Raw genomic sequence first — 19551 nt, 5'->3', positions numbered from 1 at the left:
GCGAATCAGGGGTTGCAACTATGGCCCTCAGAGCGGATACTTGCGCTGCACATGTAGGGTTTTTGCGAGTAAAATATGTCTGACAACCAGGTTTTGATTGTTGAAGATATTCGCGTGATGGCGAAGCTTCTCGAGTCCACCATCGCTGATATGGCGAAGGTGACGACCGTTGAAACCGGCGAAGCTGCCTTGCAGGTTGCGCGGGATCAGCAACCCAGCCTTATTCTCCTTGATATCGTTTTGCCTGACCTTGATGGTTTTGAGGTGTGCAAACGGCTTAAGGCAGATGACGCTACCAAGCATATCCCCATCATCATCATTACTGGCTTGCATACGGAAACCGAGGACGAGACCTCGGGTTTTGCCCTTGGTGCGGTGGATTATATCCTGAAGCCGTTTGAGCGCGCGATTGTAAGGGCGCGGGTAAAAACCCAACTTGACCTTGTGAACCGCACGCGGGAGCTTGAAGCCGCCAATAAGGAACTGGCCTATCTTGCTGCCGTTGATCCGCTGACCAAATGTTTTAACCGCCGCTATTTCATGAATACGGCGGAAAGCGAGATCGCGCGCATGAAACGCCACGGCACCGAGCTTGCCGTAGCCATGCTGGATATTGACCGCTTTAAATCAATCAATGACAGGTTTGGTCATGAGGTAGGGGATCGTATTCTCGCGGAAGTGGCTGAAATATGTGAACAGACGCTCAGGCGTGAAGACACCCTTGGCCGCCTGGGCGGTGAAGAGTTTGGTGTTCTGTTCCCGTCCACTGACCATGATGCCGCGATGGGGGTGTTGCAGCGCCTGAAAAGCCGCATCAGCCATCAGGTTTCTGTAATCGCACGGGAGACAGTGTCGCTCACGATCAGTATTGGCCTCACGGATGTGGACCCTGGCGATGAAAACATCGATGCCGCACTGAGGCGGGCCGACAAGGCGCTTTATATGGCGAAGCGGCTTGGGCGGAACCGGGTAATTTACGAGCCCAGTACACCTGCAGAATTGCCACCCAGCACCTTCCCGATGGAAGACCCGCAGGACGGGGAGTTTCACTGATTAAAGTGCCGAGCGAAGGGTGGGGCTAGGCCAAGCGTAGCATACTAGGGGCTGCAACGTTTTGCCGCAGGAACGCACCGGACGGTCGCAGGCTACGCGGTACGCAGACGCATTTAATGATAAATGCGGTGTTAAAAGAGCATTTTTAGAGTGAAAACGCGTTGCCACCGAGGGCTCGCCTATTTATAAAGCGGCAAAGCCGTATGCAGTTTATTTGAGATAGAGGTTCGAACCGTGACCGAATCAGCCCTTGCCCGTAGCCACATGATCGATTGTCAGCTTCGTGTAAACGAAATGAATGACGAGCGTGTTATCGACGCTGTTCGCGCCGTGCCGCGTGAGCTGTTTGTGCCCAAGGCTAAACGGTCTGTCGCTTATGTCGATGAAGACCTGCCAATCGGTAACGGTCGCTACCTGATGGAGCCGATGGTTTTTGCGCGCCTGCTAGGCGAAGCGCAAATTGGCCCGAAAGACCTCGTGCTCGATATCGGTTGTGCAACCGGCTACTCGGCTGCGGTGATGGCGGGCCTCGCGGATGCCGTTGTGGCGCTTGAGGCTGACGCTGATCTTGTAAAGCTGGCGGAGAAAAAGCTCGCGAGCCTTGAGATCATGAATGTGGCTGTGGTGCAAGGCGCGCATGCGGCGGGCGTTGCCAAACAGGGCCCGTTTGATGTGATTGTACTTGAGGGCGCTGTTGAAGAAGTACCCGCGGCACTCATTAAGCAACTCAAGGATGGCGGTCGCCTTTTGTGCGTGAAGCTTGACGGCGGGCAGGGCCGTGCCCATATCGTGACAATGAAGGCCGGTATCGCAACGGCGATGGATTTGTTTGATGCAAATATCCAGCCGTTACCGGGTTTCGAGAAAGAAGCAGGTTTTGTGTTTTAAAGAAGCCCAGTAGAATTTGATGCTAATTATACAGGCATCTCTAATCTGGGTAGAGTTGAAGTAAAAAAGGTGATAAAAACCACCAACCCCTTGGGTAGAAGCTGATAATCCGGCTTTTGGCCAATAATAAAACAAACAGCGAGGAAACAAGGAGACGCATATGAAAAAGGGGATCATATCACTGTTGGCAGTGACAACAGTGCTATCGGGCACTTTTAATCTTTCTGCAGAATCTCTCGAAGAGGCATTGGCTGCCGCTTACGAGAGCAACCCACAGCTGATGGCTCAGCGTGCGGCACTGCGCGGAGTCGATGAAGGTATTTCTCGGGCGAAGGCTGGCTTCCTGCCATCGCTCAGCGGTAGTTATTCTTACGGCGAAAGCGACACCAAGATTGGCGTAAGCCCAAGTGTTTCTGGTACGTCGGAATCATACGGACTTACCGCCAACATGAACCTGTTCCGCGGTTTTCAGGACCGTAACGGTATTAAGAACGCCCGCAGCAGCGTGATGGCTGGGCGCGCGCAACTGCAATCTGTTGAGCAGCAGGTTCTTCTCGACGCCGTTGGCGCCTACATGAACGTGGTGCGTGACGAAGCGGTTGTGTCCTTGAACATGAACAACGTGCAGGTGCTTGAGCGTCAGCTTCAGGCAAGCCAGGATCGTTTCCGTGTGGGTGAAGTAACCCGTACAGACGTTGCGCAGTCTGAGGCTCGCCTTGAGGGTGCCAAGTCAACGCTTCTCTCTGCGCAAGCAACGCTGGCGTCAAGTCGGGCCCAATACCGCCGTGTGGTAGGCCGCACGCCAGCAACACTTGAGACGCCGGGTGCAAAACCCGAGCTTCCGAGCAATCTGGATGCCGCTATTGAGCTCGCGATGGAACTTAGCCCGGGTGTGATTGCTGCCAAATATAGTGAGGAAGCCGCCAAGCATGCCATGAACCAGGCTAAAGGTTCACTGCTGCCAACTGTTGGTGTGCAGGCTGGTTGGAGCGATTCCACAAGCACTGGTGTTGACCGTGATACTGGTAATCCACTCTCCAGCTCAACTGAGCAGAAGACTATTGGTGTGCAGGTAACTGTTCCACTTTATGCAGGTGGCGCGCGCTATTCTGATATTCGTCGTGCAAAACAGCTGCGTAGCCAGCGTTTGATGGAAATCCGTCAGGCGGAACGTGTGGCGCAGGAGCGCGTGTTTGTAGCGTGGGACCAATACCGCGCGGCCGTTGGCCAGATCACATCATCCGAAGCACAGGTTCGCGCAAGTGAGATCGCGCTTGAGGGGGTTCGTCAGGAAGCCTATGTGGGTTCCCGCACCACCCTTGATGTGTTGAACGCAGAGCAGGAACTTCTGAACGCTCGCGTGGCGCTTGTGCGTGCGCAGCGCGATGAGTTTGTCGCTGCGTATAGCCTTGTTTCTGCAACGGGTCGGTTAACCGCGAAGGATCTTGGCCTTGGCGTAACTCGCTATGACCCAGATGCTTACACCGACAAGGTCGACGATAAATTCTTCGGTATGGATGTAGACTAAAGCACAGTTCATGCTGGATGGGGTTTAGGCCCCTGTGATGAATATGAAACCCCTGCCACCGGCGGGGGTTTTTTCTTGGGCCGATGAAATGGTATGTGGCGCCAATCTTCTCTATGCTATTGATAATAATATATAATTATCAATAAGTTATAAAAATATAGTCTTATAGTTCATATAGGAAAAGTGGCTCAAAAGCATATAGTCCTTCCCATGGTTTGGCTTGGTAACAAGCACATGTTTTGGGAGGGAGTATGCGCCGAAATCAGCTACTATTGGCCCTGGCGGCTACGTTATCTTTGTCAGCATGCGGTGGTGGCGGAGGGGTGTCCCCCGGCTCAGTGCCAAAAACCGCCAGCAACTATGCGCCGTCTCCTACTGTGCCAGCGCTGCCAGCAGCCAAACCTCTGACCGACCCAAACATCTCCACCGATAGCGAGGAATACCGCACGCACGGCGGCCTTGATATGATCAACATGGCGCCTGTGTATGAAGCTGGTTTTTCCGGAAAAGGGCAGATCATTGCTATTCTCGATGGTAGTTTTGATATCGACCATCCGGAGCTTAACGACAATATCCACCCTGCCTCAATCAATATCGCGAACCGCAATTTGGGCATGGAGGCTTTCAAGGATAGCTGGGAGGCGCATGAGCATGGCAACCTGGTCTCTGGTGTTGCGGTGGCGGAGCGCAACGGCGTGGGTATGCACGGCATTGCCTTCAACGCGCAGCTTCTCGCGATAGCGGAAGATGATGGCAGCAGTGATCAGGGCATCATCATTACCGCCGACACCATTGTGAAAGGCATAGATTACGCCATTGCCAATGGCGCGCGGGTTATCAGCACCAGTTCCCTTCTCCTGACCGGGGAGTTTAGCGATAGCGGCAACCAGAAGATATATAGCGCGATGAAACGCGCGGCGGCTAAAGGCGCAATTTTTGTGATTGCCGGTGGCAACGGTGCTCGGCCAACGCCTCGAAACTTCAACCCGGTGGCGCTGGGCCCTGAACTATACGGGCATGTGATTATCGCGGGCGGCTTGACTGAGGATGGAGTGATCCACGCGGTGGCAGACCGCGCGGGCGATGCACGCAGCATATATCTGTCAACACAGGCTAGGGGGCTTGGGCAGCTCAACAACCATGATGGCATCTGGTTTCCCACCCGGTTTCAAGGCACGTCAATTGCCGCGCCTCAAATCGCGGCAGCTATTGCAATCCTCTATGAGGCGTTCCCGAATATTGATGGGGAAGATGCGTTCAATATCCTGATGGAAACCGCCAAGGATCTTGGCGCTCCGGGTGTAGACGAAATTTATGGCGGTGGCCTGATAGATGTGGGAGCAGCAATTCAGCCGCTTGGCCAGCAAAAGGTTGCTGTGCTCAAGAAAGGCGGCAAGGTTGAGTTTGTTGACCTTGGGGCTTCCCTTCTCGCAACATCGCCCGCCTTTGGGGATGCTTTAACGCGAGGCGCCATCGGGAGGGTTATGACCCTCGATAAATACAACCGGTCATTCTTTGTCGATTTGCCGTCTCGTACACTTCAGGGCAGGGGGCCGTCTGACCTCAATCTCTTTATGGATGAGCTCAGGCGCCACCATGCCACACGTTTAACCATGGGCGGCGCCAACCGTGTGGATGTTTACTTCAGTGACAATAGAGAAGACCCGTTGGCGCCAACCACCCTGGCGTTCACGAATAGTGAGGTGGGCCACAGTGGCAGGCCTGCCCTTCGGTATTCCGCAGCTCTCGACGCAAAAAGTGATGCACAGTTTGCCTATGGGTTACCGGTTACGAGCTTGATGGGTGGTGGCCACGGTGGGCCACAGTTTTTCTCCGAAGGCTATAATCAGGATGCTGTGGGTCTCGCATTTACACCTGGTAAAAGTATTGCAGTCTCCCGGCAGTTTGGCGCGCGCTTTAAGGTCAGTATGGCGGTGGGCGAGGGCTGGTATAACACCGATGTTTTGGGTTATGGCCAGCACACTGGCGAAGCGCCACAGGTCTCCAGCGCACTTGTGCAGATAGAGGCCGGCATCGGGCCGTTGGATTTTGGTTGGCAGGTGCGGGCAATTCGGGAGGACGGCACGCTTCTGGGTAGTATGGCCTCCGGCCTAATGCAGTTTGACGCCCGAACTGACAGTACTTTCAATACTATCAGGGCCAACGCTAGGCTTGGCTCAGGGCTACGCATAACGGCAGACTATACGGTGGGCAACACGGATGTGAACGGCCAGCTAAATGCGCTTGTTGGGCGTGTGCGAGATATCCGCACAAATACGTTCCACATATCAGCGATTAAAGACGGCATCTGGGGCCGGGACGACCAGTTGGCGTTTGGTGTGTCCCAGCCGCTTCGTGTCTCACATGCTGTTGTATCCCTGAATACAGCAACAGGTAGGGACTATGAGACAGATACGCTTTTGTTTGAGCGCAGGAACCTGCGGCTTTCGCCAACAGGGCGGGAGATCAATCTGGACCTGGCCTATAGGGCGCAGCTTATGCCCGGTTCCCACTTTCAGGTGAATGCTCTTTACCAGATAAATAGCCGGCATGTAGTGAGTGCGAAACCGGAGACAGGAGTATTGTTGTCCCTTCAGTCCGTGTTTTAACGCCCGAAATACCACTGATTTCATGAATTAAGGGGCTTCTTTGCCCCTTTTTTCATATTTTTTGCTTACTTTTGAAACGCTTCGGCTATCATGGCAGTTGTTGTTAACTACCTTTGTTAGTTTAAGAATTATTGACACGTGACTCTCTAAACGGTACCTGTGGTCTAGGGAGTTCTAACACTGGCTGGTCTATGAGCGATAACGCATCTGAAGACGAACCGACAATGGAAGAAATACTGGCGTCTATTCGCCGGATCATTTCTGATGAGTCGGATGATGAGGCAGCGGAGCCGGAGGTTGAGGAGACCTTCGATGAAGCACCTGAACCTGAGCCGGAGCCAGAACCCGCGCCAGAACCAGAACCTATGCCTGAACCCGAACCTGAGCCGGAGCCAGAACCATGGCCCGAGCCTGAGCCGGAACCAGAGCCCGTTCCGGAACCGGAACCATTTCTGGAGCCCGAACCCACGCCGATGCCGGAACCTGAGCCGGAAGAGGATGTGTTTGAGCTCACGGAGTTCGCGAGCCAGGGTGAGGTTGACGCAATTGTATCGCCCCCGGTTGAGACCCGTACCGCAGAGAGCTTCGCGCACCTGACACAAATGATGGTAGCGGGCTATGAAGGGGCGGATAATACGCTGGAATCGCTCGTGCGTGCCATGCTCAAGCCCATGCTACAAGGTTGGCTGGATGAAAACCTGCCTGCCATTGTGCAGGACGCGGTTGAACGTGAGGTTGCCCGGATCGCTCGCCGGAAATAGGCGCCAGCGTCAAACCATACAAAAGATGCGGAAGCGCGGTCCTTGTGGAGCGCGCTTTTCTCTTATTCGCCGGGTATGATATCTGCGTTGCGGTGATAGGTGTCTACGGGGGTTGCGCTTGGTTTTGGCCGAAAGTCTTTCATGACAAAATCTTCATCGCCGGGCGTATAAATCACGTCATTGCTGATCTGAAAGCCTATGCCGCCATAGCGCACGCGGGGGTGCAGCAGGAGCTTTTCACCGGGCAGGTCAATGACATAGCGAAATGGCAGGAACATGCTCGCACCAATAAGGCCGTCTCTGTCTTCAAGCTGGCCAGGGGCGGATGGGCCGATGAAAACCGGGATATTGCGAAACAGCAGTTTGCCAAACTTCACGATCCCGAAATAGACAACGCCTTTTTTCTCCCGGCGCATTCCCTCCCGTTCAGAGGGCTTGGTTGCGCGGTCGAAATGCGTATCGTCCCAAAGTACAACACCGCCCGGGTAACCGGTGTCGAGCAGAAGTTTCTTTTGGGTCGGCCAGGTCTCCCACGGCAGGCGTGACCGGTGGATAAGGTAGGGCGTACCGTCATGCATGATCAGGTCGTGCTTCAGGCGGTAATGGCCTGAGAGGTCTGTGCCGGGCGGATACAGCTTCATCAGCTTCTCTGACGGCACAACTTCAACCACAAAACGGGCGAGGAAATCACGCCCTAAAATGCCGGTGAACTTGCCGCCGATATCGCCGATCACCGCTTCGCTGGCGCTGATATACAAGGTGGTTTCGCTGGTGAAACTAAAACCCTCCGTATGCAGTTCAAGCCCTCTGATCCGGTAGCCGGTGGCAGATGACGCAAAGGCGGGGAAGCTGATCGCCACACCTTGATGGTAGTTTGGAGGTGTAATGCCGGAGCTTTCAAAAAGCAGGGAGGTTGAAGCCCCGGTATCAAGGAGAAGGTGTTGGTCTCTACCTTCCACGGTGAAGCTTGCATGGATGCGATTGTCCGTCAGGTCTATTGGAACCGAGGCTATTGGTTGCGGTACACTATCCGTCGCACTTGCAAGGCTAACAAAGCAAGCGGATGTGAGCGCAACAAGTACGCATAAACGCATGAAATGGCTGATCCTTCCACGTCCCATACTGCATCATAACATAGCTGCGTACATCGCCCCAATGCCACTTTAGTGGAGTGACGACCGATAGTGTTCAGAAAGCTGGCTGAAAACGGCACTTCGCTCTTTCGTTTTGCGCTATAATTGTGCATTGTGCGCCCCCGGTTTGGCCGTATTTTGGTGAGGCCAGATGATAGGCCCTAACGTGGGGCCACAAATAATGAGATTAAGCGGAATAGAAGATGCTCGATAAGACATACTCCCCGGCGGATATTGAAACCAAATGGTACGAACATTGGGAAAGCTCAGGCGCGTTTGAATGTGGCAAGCGCGAGGATGCTGAGCCCTATGTCATCGTCATGCCGCCGCCAAATGTCACGGGCAACCTGCACATGGGCCACGCGCTTGATAATAGCCTGCAGGACGCGCTTGTGCGTTTTGAACGACTGCGCGGCAAGGATGTGTTGTGGCAACCGGGTACGGACCACGCCGGTATTGCAACCCAAATGGTGGTCGAGCGCCAACTGGACGCCGCTGGTGGCCCAAGCCGCACCGATATGGGCCGTGAAGCTTTTATTGAGAAGGTTTGGGAGTGGAAGGCGGAATCCGGCGGTGCGATCACTCGCCAGTTGCGCCGCCTTGGTGCCAGCTGTGATTGGTCTCGTGAAGCTTTCACGATGGACGAGCCACGCTCTGCCGCTGTGCTTAAAAAATTCGTCCAGCTCTATAAAGAAGGCCTGCTCTATAAAGATCAGCGCCTTGTGAACTGGGACCCGAAGCTCAAGACCGCGATCTCAGACCTTGAGGTGGAACAGAAGGAAGTTGACGGTAACTTCTGGCACTTCAACTACCCGATTGACGGGCAGGAAGGCCGGTTTATCGAGATCGCAACCACGCGGCCAGAAACCATGCTGGGTGATACTGCCGTGGCGGTGCATCCTGAAGATGAGCGTTACAAAGACCTTATCGGCAAGTTTGTAAAACTGCCGCTGGTCGGTCGGCTCATCAAAATCGTGGGTGATGAGCACGCAGACCCTGAGCAGGGCACGGGTGCCCTGAAGGTTACGCCTGCACATGATTTCAATGACTTTGAAATCGGCAAGCGGCACGGCCTTGAGATGATCAATATTTTTGACCGCGACGCGGCGATCAATGAAAACGCACCTGAGAAATACCGCGGTATGGACCGGTTTGAGGCACGCAAAGCCATCGTGGCCGACATGGACGCGGCAGGCTTCCTCGTGAAAGTGGTGCCGCATCGGCATATGGTGCCTTATGGCGACCGTGGCGGCGTGGTGATTGAGCCGTGGTTGACAGAGCAGTGGTATGTAGACGCTGCGACGCTTGCTAAACCCGCCATTGAAGCGGTTGAGACCGGTAAAACCAACTTTATCCCCAAAAACTGGGAAAAGACCTACTTTGAATGGATGCGCAACATTCAGCCATGGTGTGTGTCTCGTCAGCTTTGGTGGGGGCACCGCATCCCGGCATGGTACGCGGAAGATGGCAGTGTGTTTGTGGAAGAAACCGAAGAAGCAGCTTATGAAGCGGCCCGCGCCAAGCTGGGGGCTGACGTTAAGCTAACCCGTGACCCGGACGTGCTTGATACCTGGTTCTCATCCGCCATGTGGCCGTACAGCACCATCGATTGGCCAGATACAGACAGCGCCGCGCTCAAGAAATATTATCCGAATACCACGCTGATCACGGGGTTTGATATCATCTTCTTCTGGGTGGCGCGCATGATGATGTCCGGCATGCATTTCATGGGTGAGGTACCGTTCAAGAATGTGTATATCCACGCGCTGGTGCGGGATGAACACGGCGCCAAGATGTCCAAATCCAAGGGTAACGTGATTGACCCGCTGGAGTTTGTGGAGAAATACGGTGCCGATGCGCTTAGGTTCACGCTGATCGCCATGGAAGCGCAGGGGCGTGACATCAAGCTTTCCGAGAAGCGGGTTGAGGGCTACCGCAACTTCGCGACCAAGCTTTGGAATGCGGCACGTTTCTGTGAAATGAACGAGATCGCGGGCTCAGATAGCGCGGCAGCACCTGAGGCCACGCTCGCGGTTAATAAGTGGATTATCGGTGAGGTTGCTAAAACCGCGACTGCGGTAACCCAAGCCTTTGACGCCTTCCGTTTCAACGACGCGGCAGATGCGATTTACCATTTCACTTGGGGCACGTTCTGTGACTGGTATGTGGAATTGATCAAACCGGTATTCTGGGGTGATGACGAAGCGCAAAAGGCAGAAACCCGCCGTGTTGCTGGCTGGGTGCTGGACCAGATTCTGGTTCTGTTGCACCCCTTCATGCCCTTTATCACGGAGGAACTGTGGCACGCCACTAAGGCAGATCGCGCCTATGACCTTATCCACGCCGTATGGCCGGAAGCTGCTGAGGTTGACGCTGCGGCAGGCGAAGAGGTCAATTGGGCGATCCGGTTTATCTCAGAGATCCGTTCAACACGATCTGAGATGAATGTGCCTGCTGGTGCGAAGGCAACAGCACTTGTGGTGGGCGCGAGCGATGATACCAAAGCTCGCCTCGCAGACTTCCAGGAGATGATCTGCCGTCTTGCACGCCTTGAAAAGGCTGAGGCCGTTGCATCTGCGGAAAGCAAGGGGGCTGCGCAACTGGTTGTGGATGAAGCGACCGTTTACCTGCCGCTTGCCGATCTGATGGATCTGGATGCGGAAAAAGCCCGTCTTGAGAAAAACCTCGAGAAGGTCATGAAAGAAGCGGGTGCGCTTAAAGGCCGTTTGGGGAACGAGAAGTTTGTCGCCAAAGCGCCGGAGCATGTTGTCGCTGAAGCGCGGGAGCAACTAACCGACCTTGAAGCCCAAGCAGAGAAGGTGAAGGCAGCGCTCGCACGGCTTTAATTGCCTGAAAATGATCTGGTTTTGCAAAAGGGGTGCCGGCAACACCCCTTTTAATTTATCCCGAGGTATTTGCTGCGGTAGCGACTCGTGCGAATCGGGTAATGCGCATGATTGCGGGAAAAATTCATAAAAAATTAGGGAAGCTAACAGTATATATTGGTCATTGTTTTTAAAGGTTTAAGACGTATAACCTAGCTGGAGACAATGAGGGGCGGCCATGGAACGCCATCTTTATATCGCTGCCGTTATGATTATGTCGGCCTGCTTCGCGTTGGCCGGGCCTCTTCGCGCGAGTGAAAGCATCTCTTTGGGCGGGCCTTCTATTGAAGGAGTTTTTGCGGCGGATGGTGTGGGGCCTTATTGGGACTTCTTCACCGATGTTACCAGAGCGTCACCTCTGAAGGTCGACATCCGCCTCCTGCCCATCAAACGATATACACGCAGCCTGTTCTCTCGCGAAGTGGACTGCCTCTATATGGCGTCTGACGATGAGATTTTTTATACCGACCACGGCGCACACGTGAGTCAGTTTTTGGTGTCGCCATCGTTCAACCGCATCAACCTGCATGCATTTACATTGAAATCACGCCCGCTCATCCGCGATATGGCGGGTTTAGAAGGCAAGGCAATTGTGGGGGACGATTCCCTGCACGCGAGCACGATTGCACTCCGGCGCTTACCGTTCCTGACCAAAATTCACTATGCCCCCACGGTTGACGATACGTTCGAGCTTGCAATGGCGGGCCGCGCTCAGGTGGTGATTTCCTACATGATCGATGCTGAAGAGTATTTTGCTCGGGCAGGGCAGCCTGCTTTTCATGCGGACCCCAGCTTTATACTCTTAAGCTTGGGGGAGCGTTTTACCTGCTGGCCGTCTGATAAGGCCGAACGTTTCATCGCGTACGTTAGCGAGCGTATAGACCTGCTGCGCGAGCGGGATGAATTGAAGCAGAAATACGGTTTCTCAATGCCGTGAGGCAGTACGTTACGGCGCCGTAAAGATCCGGCGCCGCACCCATATAGGCTTTTACTGGCCGCGTGCTTCCGCAATCAGGTAAAGGATATCACAGGCGATTGTGGCGCCGGCGAGCGCTGTAATTTGGCCCGGCCCTTCATAGTGCGGTGCAACCTCAACCTGATCACCGCCAACGATATTCAAGCCTCTGAGCGCCCTTAACACATCACGTGCATAGGCCACATTAGGGCCGCCAACCACCGGTGTGCCCGTGGCGGGGGCATATGCGGGGTCGAGAAAGTCGATATCGAAGGTCAGGTACGCGGGCCGGTTGCCGACACGCTCACGAATGCGTTTGGCCATCTCGTCCGCGGATGTGCGGAGGCACTCAAGCCCGTCGTGCACCAGCATGCCGTGAGTGTCCGGGTTAGGGGTGCGCATGCCAAGCTGGATCGAGTTTTCGGGCACAATGATGCCTTCCTGAATGGCGTGGTAGAACATGGTGCCATGGTTCAGGTCGTCGTCTGTCCATGTGTCGGAGTGCGCATCAAAATGAATGAGAGCGAGCGGGCCATGCAGCCTCGCATGTGCGCGTAGGAGTGGGTAGCTGATGGAGTGGTCACCGCCGATGGTCAGGAGCTGGGCGCCGGTAGCCAGTACTTTATCTGCAGCTTCTTCAACGCACGGCATCATACGGTCTGTGTACGCGGTGAAACCGGTCACGTCACCAAGGTCTGCAACCTTGAATTTGTCACGGAAGTGATACTCCCACGGCCATACACCCCAAGGAAATTCTGCCATGGTGAGCGACATTTCCCGCACGCCGCGCGGACCAAAACGTGCACCAGAGCGGCCAGTAGTGGCCAAATCGAAAGGCACGCCCATCACGGCAATATCAAGCCCCTCCGCTGTTTCAGCGAAAGGCATACGCAGGAAACTAATCAGGCCCGCATAGGGTTCCATCATGCCTTGAGACACGGCATCTGCTCCTTAAAGGATGAAAAACGAGCCTCATCTATAGGCCGCACCTCGGTTTCAAGCAATGTCTTTGCGCGTAATTAAAATACAAAGATAAGGGTATTTTCTTTTCATTTCTTATCGACAGAAGCATGCACCGAAGTTATTGTCGCGCCCAATATGCATGTATGAAATTGTTTTTCTGTCCGGAGAAGCCCCGAATGCCTGAGTATCGTTCCCGCACTTCCACCCACGGCCGCAATATGGCGGGTGCCCGCGCGCTTTGGCGCGCTACCGGTATGAAGGACGACGACTTCAAGAAACCGATCATCGCGGTTGCCAACAGCTTCACCCAGTTCGTGCCAGGCCATGTGCACCTCAAGGATATGGGCCAGCTAGTCGCGCGGGAGATTGAGGCCGCAGGCGGTATCGCGAAAGAGTTTAACACCATTGCGGTTGATGACGGCATCGCCATGGGCCACGACGGCATGCTCTATAGCCTGCCCAGCCGGGAAATTATCGCGGATAGCGTTGAATATATGGCAAACGCCCACTGCGCGGACGCACTTGTTTGCATTTCAAACTGCGACAAGATCACGCCGGGCATGCTGATGGCTGCGCTCAGGCTCAATATCCCTGCTGTATTTGTTTCGGGCGGGCCGATGGAAGCTGGTGAGGACGACTATGACGGCGAGGTCAGGAAACTTGACCTTGTTGATGCCATGGTTGATGCCGCAAACCCGAATATCTCAGACGAGGAAGTGGCGCGTGTGGAGCGCAGTGCTTGCCCAACGTGCGGTTCATGCTCGGGCATGTTCACCGCGAACAGCATGAATTGCCTGACGGAAGCTTTGGGCCTCAGCCTGCCGGGTAACGGCACGACGCTTGCGACCCATGCCGACAGGCGTGAGCTATTCCTGACCGCCGCGCGCGTAGTGGTGCAGATCACCAAGCGATACTATGAAGATGAGGACGAAAGCGTGCTACCGCGCAATGTTGCGAACTTCAAGGCGTTTGAAAACGCCATGACACTTGATATCGCCATGGGAGGCTCCACCAACACAGTGCTGCATATTCTTGCCGCAGCGCAGGAAGGCGAGATTGATTTCACCATCGAGGATATCGACCGGCTTTCGCGTCGCGTGCCGAACCTCTGCAAGGTTGCGCCCGCCACCAGTAAATATCACATACAGGATGTGCACCGTGCGGGGGGTATTTTCGCGATACTGGGCGAACTATATAGGGCCGGGCTGATTAACGCCGACTGCACAACCGTGCATACCACCACGATGGCAGATGCACTCGCGCGGTATGATGTGGCAGCCAGCAATGACCCGGACCTCAGGCAGTTTTTCCTCGCGGCGCCCGGTGGGGTGCCAACCCAAACAGCCTTCAGCCAAAGCAAAAGATACACGGAGCTTGATCTTGACCGTAAAGACGGCTGCATCCGCTCGAAAGAGCACGCCTATAGCCAGGATGGCGGGCTTGCTGTGCTGTTCGGCAACATTGCGGAAGATGGCTGTATTGTAAAAACTGCGGGCGTTGATGAAAGCATCCTTAACTTCACTGGGCGTGCGCGGGTTTTTGAAAGCCAAGACGCTTCTGTTGCTGCTATTCTTGGCGGCGAAATCAAAGAGGGTGATGTTGTTGTTATTCGCTATGAAGGGCCAAGGGGCGGGCCGGGTATGCAGGAGATGCTTTATCCGACCAGTTATCTCAAATCCATGGGGCTCGGCAAAGCCTGCGCGCTACTTACAGATGGTCGTTTCTCCGGTGGGACATCGGGCCTTTCTATCGGGCATGTAAGCCCGGAGGCAGCGGAGGGCGGCGCGATTGGCCTCGTCGAAGAGGGGGATGTGATCGAGATTTCCATCCCGAACCGAACCATTAACCTGAAGGTTGATGAAGCGACCTTAAAGGCGCGGCGCGCTGCGATGGAAGCCAAGGGTGACAAGGCCTGGCAGCCCGCAAAGGCGCGCCCGCGCAAAGTTACTAAAGCGCTGCGGGCTTATGCCGCGATGACAACCTCGGCCAGCAAAGGCGCTGTTAGGCAGATATAAGCTGGGTTTTGCGTAGATGACGTTTCGATCATCAGTTCCTTCTGACTTGGGCCGCCTGTTCGATATTTGGCACGCGGCTGTTGTCGCAACGCATGACTTCCTGAGCCCGGAGCAAAGGCAGGAAATCGCGGAAGTGGTAAAAGCACAATACCTGCCGAGCGCGGATTTTCTGGTCTACGAAGACACCGATGGCAAGCCTCTTGGCTTCATGGGGTGTTCGGGAGCCAACATTGATGCCCTGTTTGTGGACCCAGAAGCCCACGGGATGGGTATTGGTACGCGCTTCATTGATCATATGAAGGTGCGACATGAGGTGCTGACGGTGCAGGTGAATGAACAGCAACCGCAAGCTCATGCGTTTTACCATAAGTGTGGTTTCCGGGATGTACGTCGTGATCCGACCGATGATGCCGGAAGACCATTCCCGATCATTCATCTGGAATGGGCGCGGTAGAACAGCAATTCATCATTATTTAAGCTTTTCATCCCCGCGCTACCACGCTAGCGTGCAAGAGTTCAATCTGGCATTTTCTCAGGAAGGCGCCATAATATATTGAATTATTTAGGGAAATTATTCAGGGGGTGAATATGCAACGGCTTCCCATTCTCGATATTGTTAAGCAATCCTTCGCGCTGCCCTTTTCTCGTCCGGTCGAGTTCTTCAAAACAATAGGTCTTTTTGTCGGTGTGGGCATACTGGCGGTAATAGCGGCCATGATCGTTGGCATGGCAAGCGGGCTATCGCCTGAGGTTATGATGACAATTCAGGAGCGCGTGGCAAACGGCGATCTCTCGGCATTTGCTGCGATGATCCCGGCCCTGCTGGTGATGGTAGTTTTTATCATGATGGCCGCGGCTTATATTTTTAACTTTTGGGTGCGGGCAGGTGCTTTTGGGTTTGAGCATGCGCGTATCACGCCGTTTGGCTCAGCGATGTCTGCGGCTTTTGTGAACGGTCTAAAGTTTGTCCTTATTGCCATCCTGCTTGGCATCGTTAGTTTTGTGGTGATCAGTATCTTGAGCACACTTGGCCTGACCAGCAGCTTCGGCGAGCAGATGGCATCGGCCTTGGGGGATGATTTGGCAGCAGCAACACGCGCAGGAATGCTGAACCAGATCGTCTCACTTGTAGTTGGCTCAATCATCTATTCGCTTTTCTCAGCTAACCTCACACAGACAGCGATGCGGACAGACGATGAAGGCTTGACCCACCCGCATACGGTGGACTTCGCGGTTGTGTTGATCCTTATTTATCTGGTGCTTCTGGTGCCGGTAACCCTCGCGGGCCTGATGGGGTCAATGTTGCTTTCCACAGTTTTCAATCTGGTGCTTGGCATTTTTATCAGCTTCGCGATTGGGGTCGCCCACGGTATTCGCTACCGCCTGTGCCGCGCCGAAGAACAACAGCCCGCCGATACATCAACTGAATAGGTTACTGAGGCGTTGCCGGGGGGTAACCTCGAACATCGGGACAGCCAAAATGAACGGAGATGCCAACATGCAGCCGAGTTTACCAATCCTAACGCTGCTTAAGAGCTCTGCGTGGGGCATTGCCAGCTACCGCAAAGGATTGATCCTGACAGCAGTATATTGCGTTTTGCTAACAGCGATCATGCTGGTGGCTCTTCTGTTTGCGACAGAGAACGGAGCAGAATATCTCCGGGGGCGCGGGTTTACCGAGAATATTCTGAATGTCGATGTTGTCTGGTCTCGTATGGCTTTTGTTGGTCTATTTCTGCTTGGAGTTTTGGTGTTGGGGGTGGGTGTGTTCAATATGTGGGTGCGTTTCGCCGTACTGGGTATTGATGAAGTCGGTTTCCCAAGCGTAGGCCAAGCCGTTATTGCTGCTGTCATCAACCTCGTGAAATTACTGGCTATCGGGATACTTGCACATGTCATTGGAATGATTCTGCTTTTGTTTCTATATTTGGTGTCAGGCCTAGAACAAAATCAACTGATCGACGATGCTATACCTGCGGTGTTGGCATGTTGTGCGTTTGCATTCTTCGCTGATACGCTTGTAAAAACAGCCCTTGCGCGAGATGTGGGGAATATCGGTCCGAAATATTGGGAACGGTTTGCCCTTCTGCTTTCGCTGCTTTGGGCCTTGGAGTATATGCTAGTGCTGTTACTCCTAGAGGTCATGAGCTTCTTTTGGGTGAGCATAGCGTTTCTGCCATTCGATATCATATCGGTAGCTCTGACGGCGGCACTTTTCGGTTACAGGCAGGTGTGGCGCCTGCGTGTCTTTGTAGGAGAGGACCACGAGGAGATTCCCGTTGAACGCCGCAACGGGGCTTGACGTTCCGGGGTGTGTAAGCCATATCCGCTATCGGTTGCAGATGTCCCGCAGCCTGATGTGAAAGGATAGGCCGGATGAGTAAACCACATCTTGATGGCGCCTTGCGCCCCTTCATGTATGGTAAGTTGCACCGCGTCACCGTGACGGGGGCGGAGCTGAACTATGTGGGCTCTATCACCGTTGACCCCATCCTATTGCGCGCCTCCGGCCTCATGCCTTATTGCGCTGTGGATGTGGTGAACATCACCAACGGTGAACGCATTACCACCTACATTATTGAAGGCACTGAAGGGTCCGGCGTTATCTGCCTGAACGGTGCGGCTGCGCATCAGTTCTCGAAAGGTGATCTGGCCATCATCATGGGATATGAGCAGGTGCCTGCACGCGACCTGCCGGGCCGTATCTCCCGTGCCGTGCATGTGGACAGCAAAAACCGCATCTCAAGCATAGATGAATATATCACGCCTGACCTGCACGAGCTGGGTATGCCAGCCAATAACCGGGAAGGTGAGGTCTACGAAACCGTAGACGCCTAGGCTCTATAGATAGTGTCAGACGTCGAGTTCGACCCACACCGGTGTGTGGTCGCTTGATTTTTCTTTGCCGCGCGGTACGCGGTCTACCTGACAATCCTTGAGGATATCCGCAGCTTGTGGTGACAAGAGCAGGTGGTCAATGCGGATGCCGTGATCTTTCTGCCATGCACCGCGCTGGAAATCCCAGTAGCTGTATGCGGCGCCCGTGGGCTTTATCTGCCTGAGGGCATCAAGGTAGCCAAGATTGATGATTGAGCGCAGGCGTTGCCGGCTTTCCGGCTGTGTGAGCGCATCATCAACCCATGCGGCGGGGTTGTGGCAGTCTTCATCGTGGGGGATTACGTTATAGTCACCCGCCAATACCACAGGCATTTCAAGGCTTAAGAGATATTCTGCACGTTTGATCAGGCGATCCATCCAGCTGATTTTATAGTCAAACTTGGGGCCGGGTTGCGGGTTGCCGTTCGGCAGATAGATGGAGGCGATGCGCACACCTTTGATGGTGGCCTCAATATAGCGAGCCTGAACGTCTTCTTCTTCATTGCCACCATCAAGTGCAGGCAAAGCGCGGTGGATATCCTCAATGGGGTGCTTTGAGATGAATGCCACGCCGTTGAACGCCTTCTGGCCGAAAGTTTCCACATGCCAGCCGCGCTCTTCAAATTCCATGCGAGGGAAGTTGTCGTCTACGCTTTTGATTTCCTGCAGGCAGGCAACATCCGGCGAAAATTCATCCAGCCACTCAAGGAGACGAGGCAGGCGTGCCTTCACGCCATTGATGTTGAAGGTCGCAATTTTCATATGCCTGAATGCCTTTATATAGCGAAAGAGGAGCCGCAGCCGCAGGAAGACGTAGCGTTCGGGTTTTTAACCTGGAAAGACGCGCCAACAAGGTCTTCCACAAAATCGACTTCCGAACCCATGAGATAAAGAAGAGACATATTGTCCACAAGGAGGGTAACCCCATTGCGTTCAATCACGATATCGTCGTCTTTCTGCTCTTCATCGAAATCAAAGCTGTACTGAAAGCCGCTGCAGCCGCCGCCTGAGACCGAAAGCCGAAGCTTCAGGTTGGGGTTGCCTTGCTGTGCGATCAGTGCCGCCACACGATTGGCCGCATTTTCGCTAAAACCAACAGGCGGTGCTTTTTCTGGTGTGCTCATGTAATGCTCATACTCGTTTGGGCTCGATTGGGTGAATCCATGGTCCTTATGTAGGCATGCAGGCGTGCGGCGTCAATTCACGAGGTTGTTGAAAGCCGGAATTCTATATGGTGAGCGGTAGCGTAGCTTAGTCCGCCGGACCGAGGTCGTCGTCGAATGAAACCTCAATTGACTGGCGTTTGCTGAAGTCAAACGCGAGCATCATGGTGTCAAGCACATCAGCTTCACCATTGTGGGAGAAGGGCAGAACAAGCGCAGTGAAGTCGATCGGGCGGGTTTCTTCTGGCTGGAACTGACCTTTGAAGTACATCGGCGCATCAGCTTTCGCGGTACTTGAAAGCATGTTGCGAACAAGCTCCCGCACGTTTTTGTCCGCTGGGTCCACCAGCCGGTCATGTGATTTGCTGAGTTTCAGCACCTCAAGCACAGTCGCGCCGGTGAGGCGGTCGTCATAGTCCTCGTCGCCGTTAACGGATACAATAGCCAGTTGCGGCAGGAAGCGTGGGAACTTCTGTGGACGAAACTCACGTTTGTCTGGGTAGCGCCTGCCGTTCTGGATCTCACGCCAATGATCAAGAATTTCCGCCTGAAAAGCGCCTGGCTCGACAGGAAGATCACCCTCAATTTTTGTAGCGTCTTCGATCATGTGAATCAGCTTAGTTAAAAAAGTATTAACTGGCAATGAATGGAATTAACGTTTTGTTAATAATTTCGATGGTGACAGACCTCTCGGGAGAGGACAAGAAAAATCCAGCAAACA

General features: G+C 54.1%; 17 protein-coding genes. 12 read left to right on the top strand and 5 right to left on the bottom strand.

The features are described 5' to 3' along the window. The first annotated feature begins 75 nt into the window (after window positions 1-75). The 5 genes from ACN0XZ_RS08960 (at window position 76) to ACN0XZ_RS08940 (ending at window position 6839) form a co-directional block, all read left to right on the top strand. Window positions 76-1053 carry a diguanylate cyclase gene (locus tag ACN0XZ_RS08960; RefSeq protein ID WP_417457397.1) on the top strand — a complete coding sequence of 326 codons (978 nt, stop codon included), beginning with the start codon at window positions 76-78 and terminating at the stop codon, window positions 1051-1053. Between the two features lie 234 nt (window positions 1054-1287). Then, a complete protein-coding gene (locus ACN0XZ_RS08955; RefSeq protein WP_417457396.1) occupies window positions 1288-1941 on the top strand; it encodes a protein-L-isoaspartate O-methyltransferase family protein in 654 nt (217 codons plus the stop codon). A 160-nt stretch (window positions 1942-2101) separates the two neighbouring features. Beyond that, window positions 2102-3469: a TolC family outer membrane protein gene (locus ACN0XZ_RS08950; protein WP_417457395.1), complete on the top strand. Its 1368-nt coding sequence runs from the start codon at window positions 2102-2104 to the stop codon at window positions 3467-3469. A gap of 251 nt (window positions 3470-3720) precedes the next feature. Next, complete coding sequence (locus tag ACN0XZ_RS08945; RefSeq protein ID WP_417457394.1) at window positions 3721-6078, top strand: S8 family serine peptidase; 2358 nt, start codon at window positions 3721-3723, stop codon at window positions 6076-6078. A gap of 191 nt (window positions 6079-6269) precedes the next feature. Then, the gene (locus ACN0XZ_RS08940; RefSeq protein ID WP_417457393.1) at window positions 6270-6839 is read left to right on the top strand and encodes a DUF2497 domain-containing protein; all 570 of its coding nucleotides are present in this window, start codon (window positions 6270-6272) and stop codon (window positions 6837-6839) included. Window positions 6840-6901: 62 nt separating this feature from the next. Here the strand turns inward: ACN0XZ_RS08940 and ACN0XZ_RS08935 are convergent, their stop codons facing one another. After that, entirely contained in the window at window positions 6902-7933 is a 1032-nt protein-coding gene (locus ACN0XZ_RS08935; RefSeq protein ID WP_417457392.1) for a hypothetical protein, read from the bottom strand. A 242-nt stretch (window positions 7934-8175) separates the two neighbouring features. Here ACN0XZ_RS08935 and ACN0XZ_RS08930 point away from each other — a divergent pair, with 242 nt between their 5' ends. Beyond that, window positions 8176-10818 (top strand): valine--tRNA ligase, encoded by a 2643-nt coding sequence (locus tag ACN0XZ_RS08930; protein ID WP_417457391.1) that lies wholly within the window; start codon window positions 8176-8178, stop codon window positions 10816-10818. 217 nt (window positions 10819-11035) lie between these two features. Continuing rightward, on the top strand, window positions 11036-11794 hold the full coding sequence (locus ACN0XZ_RS08925; protein WP_417457390.1) for a hypothetical protein: 759 nt from the start codon (window positions 11036-11038) through the stop codon (window positions 11792-11794). A 51-nt stretch (window positions 11795-11845) separates the two neighbouring features. On the opposite strand, the gene speB is transcribed toward ACN0XZ_RS08925, so the two are convergent. Continuing rightward, window positions 11846-12751 (bottom strand): agmatinase, encoded by a 906-nt coding sequence (gene speB / locus ACN0XZ_RS08920; protein ID WP_417457389.1) that lies wholly within the window; start codon window positions 12749-12751, stop codon window positions 11846-11848. A gap of 200 nt (window positions 12752-12951) precedes the next feature. Here speB and ilvD point away from each other — a divergent pair, with 200 nt between their 5' ends. From ilvD to panD, 5 genes are all read left to right on the top strand, one after another. Beyond that, a complete protein-coding gene (gene ilvD / locus ACN0XZ_RS08915; RefSeq protein ID WP_417457388.1) occupies window positions 12952-14790 on the top strand; it encodes a dihydroxy-acid dehydratase in 1839 nt (612 codons plus the stop codon). A 16-nt stretch (window positions 14791-14806) separates the two neighbouring features. Continuing rightward, a complete protein-coding gene (locus tag ACN0XZ_RS08910; protein WP_417457387.1) occupies window positions 14807-15244 on the top strand; it encodes an acetyltransferase in 438 nt (145 codons plus the stop codon). 134 nt (window positions 15245-15378) lie between these two features. Continuing rightward, window positions 15379-16221: a hypothetical protein gene (locus tag ACN0XZ_RS08905; RefSeq protein WP_417457386.1), complete on the top strand. Its 843-nt coding sequence runs from the start codon at window positions 15379-15381 to the stop codon at window positions 16219-16221. Between the two features lie 49 nt (window positions 16222-16270). Further along, window positions 16271-17092, top strand: a complete 822-nt coding sequence (locus tag ACN0XZ_RS08900; RefSeq protein ID WP_417457385.1) for a hypothetical protein — start codon at window positions 16271-16273, stop codon at window positions 17090-17092. A gap of 74 nt (window positions 17093-17166) precedes the next feature. After that, window positions 17167-17628, top strand: coding sequence for an aspartate 1-decarboxylase (gene panD / locus ACN0XZ_RS08895; protein WP_417457384.1), 462 nt, complete (start codon window positions 17167-17169; stop codon window positions 17626-17628). Window positions 17629-17643: 15 nt separating this feature from the next. Here the strand turns inward: panD and xth are convergent, their stop codons facing one another. The 3 genes from xth to ACN0XZ_RS08880 form a co-directional block, all read right to left on the bottom strand. Beyond that, on the bottom strand, window positions 17644-18429 hold the full coding sequence (gene xth, locus ACN0XZ_RS08890; RefSeq protein ID WP_417457383.1) for an exodeoxyribonuclease III: 786 nt from the start codon (window positions 18427-18429) through the stop codon (window positions 17644-17646). 14 nt (window positions 18430-18443) lie between these two features. Then, the gene (gene erpA, locus ACN0XZ_RS08885) at window positions 18444-18791 is read right to left on the bottom strand and encodes an iron-sulfur cluster insertion protein ErpA (RefSeq protein ID WP_417457382.1); all 348 of its coding nucleotides are present in this window, start codon (window positions 18789-18791) and stop codon (window positions 18444-18446) included. A gap of 127 nt (window positions 18792-18918) precedes the next feature. Then, window positions 18919-19437, bottom strand: a complete 519-nt coding sequence (locus tag ACN0XZ_RS08880) for a PAS domain-containing protein (protein WP_417457381.1) — start codon at window positions 19435-19437, stop codon at window positions 18919-18921. Window positions 19438-19551: the final 114 nt, after the last annotated feature.

The organism is Kordiimonas sp. (assembly GCF_048264555.1).
Taxonomy (GTDB): domain Bacteria; phylum Pseudomonadota; class Alphaproteobacteria; order Sphingomonadales; family Kordiimonadaceae; genus Kordiimonas.
The sequence above is the reverse complement of the archived record's forward strand: the minus strand, read 5'-3'. Positions and strand labels throughout refer to the sequence as shown.